Origin of the sequence: Streptomyces humidus (assembly GCF_014649655.1) — a bacterium.
GTDB classification, from domain to species: domain Bacteria; phylum Actinomycetota; class Actinomycetes; order Streptomycetales; family Streptomycetaceae; genus Streptomyces; species Streptomyces humidus.
The window spans coordinates 145,185-154,171 of record NZ_BMTL01000026.1; the positions used below are offsets into that span (position 1 = coordinate 145,185).

Below are 8,987 nucleotides of genomic sequence, written 5' to 3' on the forward strand. Positions count from 1 at the left end.
GATCGCGGCCGGTGGGGAAGCCTGCTGTCGGTCAGTGCCCGCGACCGTTGTGCCCGGACAACTCCTCCGGGGTGAGCGGGCTCATCGCGGTGACATCGCGGGGCACGAGCTGGAAGCCCTGCCAGTGGATCGGCATCGGAGTCTGGTCCTCGTCGCGGGGTATGTGGTGGAAGCCCACGTTGACCCACATGACGGGCTGGGTGAGGCGCTCGCCGTCGGCCCACTTGTCCACCGACTTGCCCCGGGAGGCACAGGCGGGGTCGACGTTTCCGCTGGCCAGCTGCTCGCAGCCGCGGTACTGGGTGAAGTAGACGTCCTTGGAGGTGTAGGCATGGGCCTCGTAGGGGTCGGAGGCTTCCTGGACGAGCTGCCAGGAACGCCGGTGCCCGTCGGCGTTCTTCCCCGTCGTGCTGACCACGCGCCACCAGCGCCGCGGGGCCGACTTGGCGGCGAGTTCCCTCGTGACGGACTTCCTGGTGGTGGTGAGAACGGCGGAGCCCGACCCGCGGCCGGTGACCTTGGTGTCGAACTGCTCGACGGCGGCCTTGGAGGAGCCGTCGAGGCCGAAGTTCAGCCGCCACAGCACGGAGTGGTAGTGATTGGTCGAACGGTCGCGGTCGCCCTTGCCGATCGGCCATCCGGTGCCCGCGCCGCTGTAGTCGCCGGGTGACAGGTCCCCGGTGGCGCCCATCTTGGCGGTGATGGTGCCGTCGTCGGAGAAGTTCCACTGCGTGACGTACTCGTACCAGCCGAGCTGGGAGACGGAGAAGACGACCAGATCGTCACCCTGCTTCGTGAACTTCTCCTGCTTCTCGCCGTCTTCGCCCCCCGTGTCGCTGCGGTACGCGTAACCGCGCGGCCTCGTCATGACACAGAGCGCCTTGACGACACGCCGGCTGCCCGGGACGTAGACGGAGCTGATGGTGCCGCCGGGACACTCCTCGGGCCCGATGTCGATCGCGGTGTTGCCGAATCCGATGTCGGACACGTCGTTGTACTCGGTCGTGCCGGAGTCGTAGGGCACGTTGACCTGTGCCAGAGCGGCCGACGAGAGCACCTTGTGCGCGTTCGCCTCCGTCTTCGGCCGGTACGCGATGTTCTCCAGCACCAGGCCCTTGATGTCGCTGACGCGCCAGCACATCGACCAGGTGGTGCCGTTGGGAAGCCGGTGGTCGACGGCAGCGGCGCCGTTCCCGCAGGACGGCGCGGGGGCCGCCTGAGGTGCGGTGCGGGGTGCGGCGACCGCGCCGGCGCCGGGGACGAAAGCAGGCAGGAGCAGCGCCGAGGCCGCGGTGGCGGCCAGGCGCACGCTGAGGGTGCGCATGAGTGAGTTCTCCGTCGGATGCGGGAAGATGCGGGGGACGTGCGTCAGGCGTGGATGCGGCGGACGCTGCCGTCGCTGAGATCGATCACGAGATCGGTCGTGTCGATCCACGGACCGCCCTTCACCCGGGTGAAGAGCCGCACACAGCGGTGCCTGCCGCAGGCGGCCAACGAGGCCGGACCGCTCTGCTCGGCCGTGTTGTAGGAGATTCCCTGAAGAGTGAGCTGGGCGGCGCCGGTGAGTTCCCTGCCCCGTGCGGCGGCCTTGAAGTCCTTACGCAGCCCCGCGCCGAGACCGCTCCTGATCAGCAGTTCGGCCGCGCGGATCGTCTCGTCGGCCGAGGGGGGCGGTTGCACCCCGCCGGCGGTACGGGTGCTCTCCACCGTGCCGGAGGTGAGGTCGACGGTCTTCTTGACCAGTTGGTCGGAACCGTAGTCGTAGAAGAGCACGTCGACTCGTCTGGCCTCGTCACCACTGGGCACGGCGGACTCGGCCAGTTCGGTGTCGAGGTACTCGGGTCCCTTCCGGCCGCTGACATCGCGTGCGCCGGGCATCCGGCCGGGGCCCAGCGCCAGGGCCTTGGCCCGGTCGACCTCGGTCTCGGTCAACGGCCCGCGTCCGGTCCGCTGCTCGCCTGCCGGAGCCGGGCGTTCGGCGGTGGCCGCCCCGGCCCTGTCTCCGGGCGCGGGTGTGCCGGACTGCGTTGACCGGTACGCGCCGTCCGTACGCCCGGGACGGTCGGCGCCCGTCGCGTCGGACGGCAGAGTGACGGCGGTCATCGCCGCGGTGCCGACGGCCGCCACGGCGGCTCCCCACAGCACGCGTCTCGTACCGCGTCGGGCCACCGAGCCGGCCGTCGATGCGCGCCCGTTCCGTCGCTCCGTCATACAGGTCGCCCTCCACCGGTCTTGATGCTGTCCTCGCACACGGTAGGAACCGGCGCGGCACCGTGCCGATCACCGAAAGTCGTTGCGGGAGACGACCTTCGTCGACCGTCGACGGCCCTGGGCCGGTGAGCGCACGACCCCGGACGGCTCGACACCCGTCGAGGAGTTCTTCCGGCTCCTGGAGGTGTACCGGTCTGGATCCGGGCGGGCACGCCGCCGCGTGCGGCTCGTCAGCAAGCACCCCGTCCGCGGCTTCGGCTCGCTGTCGGGAAGCTTCTTGTGGGGGACCTGCTTGTCGGGGACCTTCTTGTCGGGGACCTTCTTGTCGGGGACCTTCTTGCCGACCGAGTCACGCCTTACCCCAGCCGTTGCGCGGGCACGTCGTCAGGACGAAGGTGCACCGTGGACCGGAACCCGGGCCGGACCGGGGCGGGCGGGGAGGACGGCGGCCCTCAGACAGGACCGGATCGTCCTGCGGGAACCTCCGCACGCACACCCGCCCCGGCGAACCCCGGTCAGCGGCGGCCGGTGGACAGGACGACGAGGAACTGGCCGCCGCCCGCCTCGACACCGGCGGTCACCGGAAGGCCCGGGACCAGTCGGGAGAACCGGTCCACCAGCCACTCCGCCGCCTCGTGAGCGTCCCGCGCGGTCGGACAGCGGCCCACGATCTCGCGGCCCCCCTTGCGCTCCAGCCTCCCGGCAACGGTGATCAGCGGCGCGGGTTCGACCACGTACAGGTGGTCCGGCCAGGCGATGACGACCTTCACCGCGCCCTTGCGGCTGTTGCAGTCACGGTGCGCGAGCCGCTCGGCGACCTTCGCCTTCCGGTCGGCGGTCCGGCTGTCGACACTGGGCCCCCTCGGGTCGTTCACCGACTTGTCGGGGTCGACCGGTTCGTCGCACACCCAGCACCGCCAGCCGTCACGCTCGGCCACATCATCAAGGAGACTCATCCGAGCAAGCTAGCCTGCCCGGCCGCCGCCGCGCGCACCAGGGCCTCGGCGGGCAGGTGGGCCGTGGTGCGCCGCAGGTCGCAGGGGCGCGCTCGACCGGCTGCCCCACGCCGGCGTCGTCCATGGCGAGGGCGGCAGCCATGTGTCGGACGCGCCGGAGAGGCCCCTCGTTCGCGCTACTCGCAGGCGCCGGGCCCGGCAGTGTGGTGCGGGTGTCCGCTGGTCCGGCGTGCCTCCTTCAGCTCCGCCTCGTAAAGGTGGTCTCTGCCGCCGGCGAGTTCCTGGCGGGCCTTCTTCTCGAGGGCTTTGAACGGCTCGTAGTAGGTGTCGTTGTAGGCCTCGACGATCTGGAAGGTCCAGTGCCCGGGGATGACGTTGCGGCCCAGGATCTCCTCCTGGACGCGCCCGGCCCAGTCCGCGTGACCGGCCTCGCCCAGCAGCGCGACCGCGCGGTCCAGTTCTAGGTCGGCGCCGCCGGTCAGCTGATGGAACGCGTACAGGTGGCCGCGGGCGCGTTCGGTCGTCTCCAGGGCCTTGGACAGAGCCCCGAGGGCTTCCACGGTGGTGTCGGACACGCCGTCCGGCCGGCGGTGAGAAGGGTCGGGGCCGTCGTTGTGATCGTTCATGAAGACATGAGTGTCCCGTGGAGCGTCTCTCGCACCGCCGTCTTTCGAGCGGACGTGCGTCCGCCCGCCTCCCGGCGACGTCGGCCTCCCGGGTGCATCCGGCATCCCTCTTACCGGCGAAGAGCAGGTAAGGGTTCGGGACACGTTCCCGTTCGAGTGCCCGCCGCACCGAGGGATACGGGAGGCGTGGCGCTCCCGGGTCCCGCGCGGCGGCGCGGGGCCCGGTCCGAACCCTCGGGCCGAGGAGTGCGGGGGCCAGGGCCCCGATCTGCTGGACTTCGGCGATCACGAGAGCACCGTCAGCACGATCTTGCCCTGCAGGTGGCCCAGCGCGGCTCGCCTGTGTGCGCTGCCCGCCTCGAGCAGCGGGTAGGTGCTGTCCACCCCGACCTGGAGCCTGCCCGCGTCGAACAGGCCCCCGATCTCGGCGAGCTGGGGGCCGTTGGAACGCACCTGGATGTTCGAGACCGTGATGCCCAGACGCGCCGTCTCCTCCGGGTCGAACTGGGCGAAGAACACCGGAAGCATGGTGCCACCGCGCTTGAGCACGGTCAGGAAGCGTGAGCTGTCCGGACCGCCGACGGTGTCGATCACCAGGTCGACACCGCCGGCCACGTCCGTCGCCCGCGTCCTGGTGTAGTCGATGAACTCATCGGCGCCGAGCTTGCGCAGGAACTGTTCGTGCCGGCCCGAGGCCACCGCGATGACGTGTGCCCCCTTCCATTTCGCCAGCTGGACCGCGAAGTGGCCCACTCCACCGGCGGCCCCGTTGACCAGCACGGTCGTCCCGGACGTGATCGGCACCGGCTGGTGCACCCGGCCGGTGAAGGGGGACGGCACGTCGTGGCCGAGATCGATCAGGTACTGCCAGGCCGTGAGCACGGCCATCGGCGCCCCGGCCGCCTGCACGTGGTCGATCCCGGCCGGCTTGTGAGCCAGGTCCGAGGCCGGCGCGGCCACGTACTCGGCGTACGTCCGGCCGTCGAAGCCGGGAAACCGCAGCATGCCGAAGACCTCGTCACCGACGGCGAACCCCGGCACGTCCGGAGCGACCGCCTGGACCACGCCCGACATGTCCGTTCCGGGGATCAGGGGGAACTCCAGCGCCGGCCTCATCTCCGCCGGCATGACCTTCATCCCCTCACGCAGGTACCGGTCCGGCGGGTTGACGCCCACCGCGTGCACCCGGACGAGCACCTCGCCCGGGCCGATCCCGGGAACCGGCACCTCGTCGTACCGCAGAACTTCCGCCCGCCCGCTTCGTGGAACTGGATCGCCTTCATCGTGCCCGTCGCTTTCCTGGGGAGACGTTGCTCCTTCAGTCAAGGCCCGGGACGGCACGGCCGTCCAAGACCGGTTCGGCAACCCGTCATTCCGAAACGGCATGACCCGTACGCTGGAAAGGTGAACGATCTCGGACAGGACCTGGAACTGCGACTGGTGCGCTACTTCACCGTGGTGGCCGCGCACCAGCACTTCGGCCGGGCCGCCGCCGACCTGCACGTGGCCCAGCCGGCGCTGAGCCGCCAGATCCAACGGCTCGAGAGGTATCTCGGCGAACGACTGCTGGACCGCGTGCCCCAGGGCGCCAGGCTCACTCCGGCCGGCCAGAGGTTCCTCCCCCGGGCCCAAGCCCTGCTGCAGGCCGCCCGCCAGGCCGAGCTGGCCGTGCGTGAACAAGCACAGACCGGACGGATCTCCATCGGCTACGTGGAAGACCTGGTGATCACCGCCGCCGTACGGGAACTGCGCCGCCGTCACCCGGACGCCGAGATCGCCACCCGCCACCTGAGCTGCCGCGACGTCGGCGCGTTGTCCGACAGGCGCGTCGACGCCCTGATCGCGCGGGCCCCGCTGCCGCTCGCCGCCGACGACGTGTTCACCACCCCGCTGTACCAGGAGCCCCGGATGCTCGTGGTCCCGCGCGGCCATCCCCTGGCCGACCGCGCGTCGGTGACCGCGGAAGAACTGGCGGACGAGGAGGCGGCGCCGTGCGCGTTCGAGACCGCGGACTGGACTTCCCTCCGGATCCTCGGGGCCGGCGTGCCGCCGACCGAGAGCTACGAGGACAAACTCGAACTCGTCGCGAGTGGCAGGGCGATCGCCGTGCTGCCGGTCGGCGATCGGCGTAGCTCACTGCGGCCCGACCTCCGCACCGTCCCGATCGAGGGCGCTCCCCCCAGCCAGGTCGTGCTGGCCGCCCGCAGGGACGACCCCAATCCGATGATCAGGAGTCTGCGGCTGGCGGCCCAGACCGTCCTGACCGCCGCGGCGGCCTGACCAGGACCAGCCGACCCGCTGCCCGCTGCCCACTGCCCACTGCCCACTGGGCTGTCCCGGGCATACGGAACGATCCCCCAGTGGCTGGGATGCGGTTCTCGACGTAGCACCGGACTTCGAGCGGCGCTCCCCGCCGCCCCCGGTGACCCGGGTCAGTCCAAGAGGGCGACGAGTCCCGCCACCCAGATCGCGAGGAACGCAAGAACTCCGACCAGGCAGCCGACGCCCGCCAGCGCACCGCCGACCGTCCATGGCCCGGAGGGCGCCTCGTCCTCCTCCGGGCCGTCCCGGTAGGAGGCGGGGTCGTCCCAGTCGACGGGGTGCCCCAGCTCCTCGGCGCAGGCGGCCCGCACCGCGACCAGTTGCCTCTCCGCGAACGAGGTGGCAGCCATCGCCTCTGGTCCCTGCCAGGCGAGGGCCCTCATCCGCCACCCGGGAGACCCGTACCGCGCCTCGAAGGCGGCGGTCTCGTCGGGGTTGCGGTCCTCTTCGAGGTACATCCAGCGTCCGGCCTCGGCGGCATCGCCGTACAGCCGGTACACCTCGGCAAGACGCCGACGGAGCGTCAGGTCGTACGGGAAGGACGAGACGAGACCACGCAAACGCTGGCGCGCGACGGGAATCCGGCCGGCGGCCAGGTCTGCGTCGACTCGGACAAGGGTCTCTCTCAGGGGCATGAACACATGATCGAGTACCGCACTGATCCACGTCGACCTGGTTTTGGACTCGGACGCCGTCCGCCTGGGGGCGCCTGGAGAGCCGGCAGGCGGGCGCTCCCCGCGAGCCGGGTCCGAAGGCCGCCGATGTCGTGATGTCCGCGCTGCTCTCGCGGCTGAAAGACGTCCCTTGATCTCTTACACCCCGACGTCAACAATGCGCATGACAATGCTGTGGGCGGCCGGAAGGTTTCCGGCCGCCTTGTCATAAGAGGAGACCCCCCACGTGAGAAAGCCTCTCGTCGCCGCGATCTTCGCTCTGGCCGTCGCAGGGGCGGGCGCGGCGCCCGCGGTCGCGGCGCCCGTCGACGCCAAGCCCCCGGTCAAGGCAGCCGAGCCGGAAGTCGGGGCCGTCAGCCTCGCCGGAACCGTAGCGCTCAGCAACTGCTCCGGCTCGGTGGTCCGCTTCCCAGGCTCCGTGGACAGCGACCCGGCGCTGGTGCTCTCCAACGGCCACTGCAGCCGTCTCATGAACCCGGGCGAGGTCCTCACCGACCGGCCGGTCAACCGGCCGGTCGGCCTGCTCGACGCCTCGGGCGCCCAGGTCGCCACGCTGAACGCCCCCAAGCTCGTATACGCGACGATGACCGACACGGACGTGGCGATCTACGAGCTCGCCACCACCTACGCGGCGATCAGGAGCTCGTACGGGGTGTCGGCGCTGACCGTGCGGGACACGCACCCGACCGCCGGCACCGCCGTCACCGTGGCGTCCGGCGCCTGGAAGAAGCTCTTCGACTGCAACGTCGACGGGTTCGTGTACCGCCTCAAGGAGGGCGAGTGGACCTGGAAGGACTCGGTCCGCTACACCGCCGCCTGCCAGACCGGCAGCGGCACCTCCGGCTCGCCGGTGATCGACCGGTCCACCGGTGAGGTCGTCGCCGTGCACAACACCGGCAACGAGAACGGCGGGTCCTGCACACGCGACAATCCCTGCGAGGTGGACCAGCGGGGCAACGTCACCGTTCGCAGGGGCATCAACTACGGCCAGCAGACCTACCGGATACCCGCCTGCTTCACGACCGGCAACCGGCTCGACCTGACCGCCCCCGGGTGCACCCTGCCCAAGCCGTAGCTCTCCGCAGGATCGGCCCCGTCCCGCCGCGGGCGCTACCGCGGGACACGTCGGACGACCCGCCCGGCCGAGCCCCTCGAAGGGGTCCAGCAGTCGAAGGCCGCCCCGCTCCCGGACTCGGGAGCGGAGCGGCCGCGTGACGCGTCGGGCACAGGGTGACGCTCAGTTCACGTTGACCGCGCTCCAGGCCGCCGCCACCGTGTTGTACTCCGTGCTGCCCGCGCCGTAGAGGTCCTTGGCCGCGCTCAGGGTGGCAGCCCTCGCTCCGGCGTAGTTCGTCGAGGACGTCATGTAGACCGTCAGGGCGCGGTACCAGATCGCGCCGAGCTTGTCGCGGCCGATGCCGGTGACCGTCGAGCCGTTGGACGTCGGGGAGTTGTAGGTGACCCCGTTGACCGTCTTCGTGCCGCTGCCCTCCGCCAGCAGGTACGCGAAGTGGTTGGCGACGCCGGAGGAGTAGTGGACGCTGAGGTTGGCGACCGAACTGCTCCAGTAGTCGGCGGACTTGCCGTCCTTGCTGGGCTTGTCCATATAGCGCAGGGCGTCCTTGCCGAAGCCGGAGCGGACGACCTTCTCACCGATCAGGTAGTCGCCGACGTCCTGCGCGTTGGCCGCGTAGAACTCGACCAGCGTTCCGAGGATGTCGGACGTCGCCTCGTTCAGACCGCCGGACTCGCCCGAGTAGACCAGTCCGGCGGTTCTCGAGGTCACGCCGTGGGACATCTCGTGGGCGGCCACGTCGAGTCCGGCCATCGGCCCGAAGTAGGTACCGTCGCCGTCGCCGTAGGTCATGCAGTAGCAACTGTCGTTCCAGAAGGCGTTGGACAGCTTGTTGCCGTAGTGGACGCGGTTGTAGGAGCCCTTGCCGTCGTTGCCGATGCCGTTGCGGCCGTGCACGTTCTTGTAGTAGTCCCAGGTCATGTCGCTGCCGTACTGGGCGTCGACGGCGACTGCCGTGCGGTCGTCCGGCATGCCGGTGCCCCAGTGGTTGTCGTCGTCCGTGAACGGGGTCACGTCGGTCGTGCCGGCCGCGTCGCCGGTGTAGGTGTTGCCGCGCGTGGGGTCCTTGAGCTGGTACGCCGATCCGGAGAGGGTCGTCTCCAGCGGAACCGTGCCGCCGTAC

General features: G+C 70.6%; 8 protein-coding genes and 1 pseudogene. 2 read left to right on the plus strand and 7 right to left on the minus strand.

Annotated features, from left to right (window positions below):
- Positions 1-31 precede the first annotated feature (31 nt).
- From IE239_RS28230 to IE239_RS28250, 5 genes and pseudogenes are all read right to left on the minus strand, one after another.
- The gene (locus tag IE239_RS28230) at positions 32-1,324 is read right to left on the minus strand and encodes a copper amine oxidase (RefSeq protein ID WP_190152227.1); all 1,293 of its coding nucleotides are present in this window, start codon (positions 1,322-1,324) and stop codon (positions 32-34) included.
- 44 nt (positions 1,325-1,368) lie between these two features.
- Positions 1,369-2,211, minus strand: a complete 843-nt coding sequence (locus IE239_RS28235) for a Tat pathway signal sequence domain protein (RefSeq protein WP_229878357.1) — start codon at positions 2,209-2,211, stop codon at positions 1,369-1,371.
- 515 nt (positions 2,212-2,726) lie between these two features.
- Complete coding sequence (locus IE239_RS28240) at positions 2,727-3,167, minus strand: hypothetical protein (protein ID WP_190152228.1); 441 nt, start codon at positions 3,165-3,167, stop codon at positions 2,727-2,729.
- Positions 3,168-3,343: 176 nt separating this feature from the next.
- Positions 3,344-3,793 carry a hypothetical protein gene (locus IE239_RS28245; protein WP_190152229.1) on the minus strand — a complete coding sequence of 150 codons (450 nt, stop codon included), beginning with the start codon at positions 3,791-3,793 and terminating at the stop codon, positions 3,344-3,346.
- Positions 3,794-4,078: 285 nt separating this feature from the next.
- Positions 4,079-5,076: pseudogene (locus IE239_RS28250) on the minus strand (NADP-dependent oxidoreductase).
- Between the two features lie 121 nt (positions 5,077-5,197).
- Between IE239_RS28250 and IE239_RS28255 the strand changes: the two are divergent.
- Entirely contained in the window at positions 5,198-6,073 is an 876-nt protein-coding gene (locus IE239_RS28255) for a LysR family transcriptional regulator (RefSeq protein WP_190152230.1), read from the plus strand.
- Between the two features lie 152 nt (positions 6,074-6,225).
- Here the strand turns inward: IE239_RS28255 and IE239_RS28260 are convergent, their stop codons facing one another.
- Entirely contained in the window at positions 6,226-6,750 is a 525-nt protein-coding gene (locus tag IE239_RS28260; RefSeq protein WP_190152231.1) for a DUF6584 family protein, read from the minus strand.
- Between the two features lie 265 nt (positions 6,751-7,015).
- Between IE239_RS28260 and IE239_RS28265 the strand changes: the two genes are divergently transcribed.
- Positions 7,016-7,864, plus strand: a complete 849-nt coding sequence (locus IE239_RS28265) for a S1 family peptidase (protein WP_190152232.1) — start codon at positions 7,016-7,018, stop codon at positions 7,862-7,864.
- A 162-nt stretch (positions 7,865-8,026) separates the two neighbouring features.
- On the opposite strand, the gene IE239_RS28270 is transcribed toward IE239_RS28265, so the two are convergent.
- The coding region (locus IE239_RS28270) for a M4 family metallopeptidase (protein ID WP_190152233.1) at positions 8,027-8,987 on the minus strand (961 nt) is incomplete at its 5' end.

Coding starts and splice junctions, on each gene's coding strand:
- IE239_RS28230 (WP_190152227.1), bottom strand. CDS start 1,324: ATGCGCACCCTCAGCGTGCGCCTGGCCGCCACCGCGGCCTCGGCGCTG.
- IE239_RS28235 (WP_229878357.1), bottom strand. CDS start 2,211: ATGACGGAGCGACGGAACGGGCGCGCATCGACGGCCGGCTCGGTGGCC.
- IE239_RS28240 (WP_190152228.1), bottom strand. CDS start 3,167: ATGAGTCTCCTTGATGATGTGGCCGAGCGTGACGGCTGGCGGTGCTGG.
- IE239_RS28245 (WP_190152229.1), bottom strand. CDS start 3,793: ATGAACGATCACAACGACGGCCCCGACCCTTCTCACCGCCGGCCGGAC.
- IE239_RS28260 (WP_190152231.1), bottom strand. CDS start 6,750: ATGCCCCTGAGAGAGACCCTTGTCCGAGTCGACGCAGACCTGGCCGCC.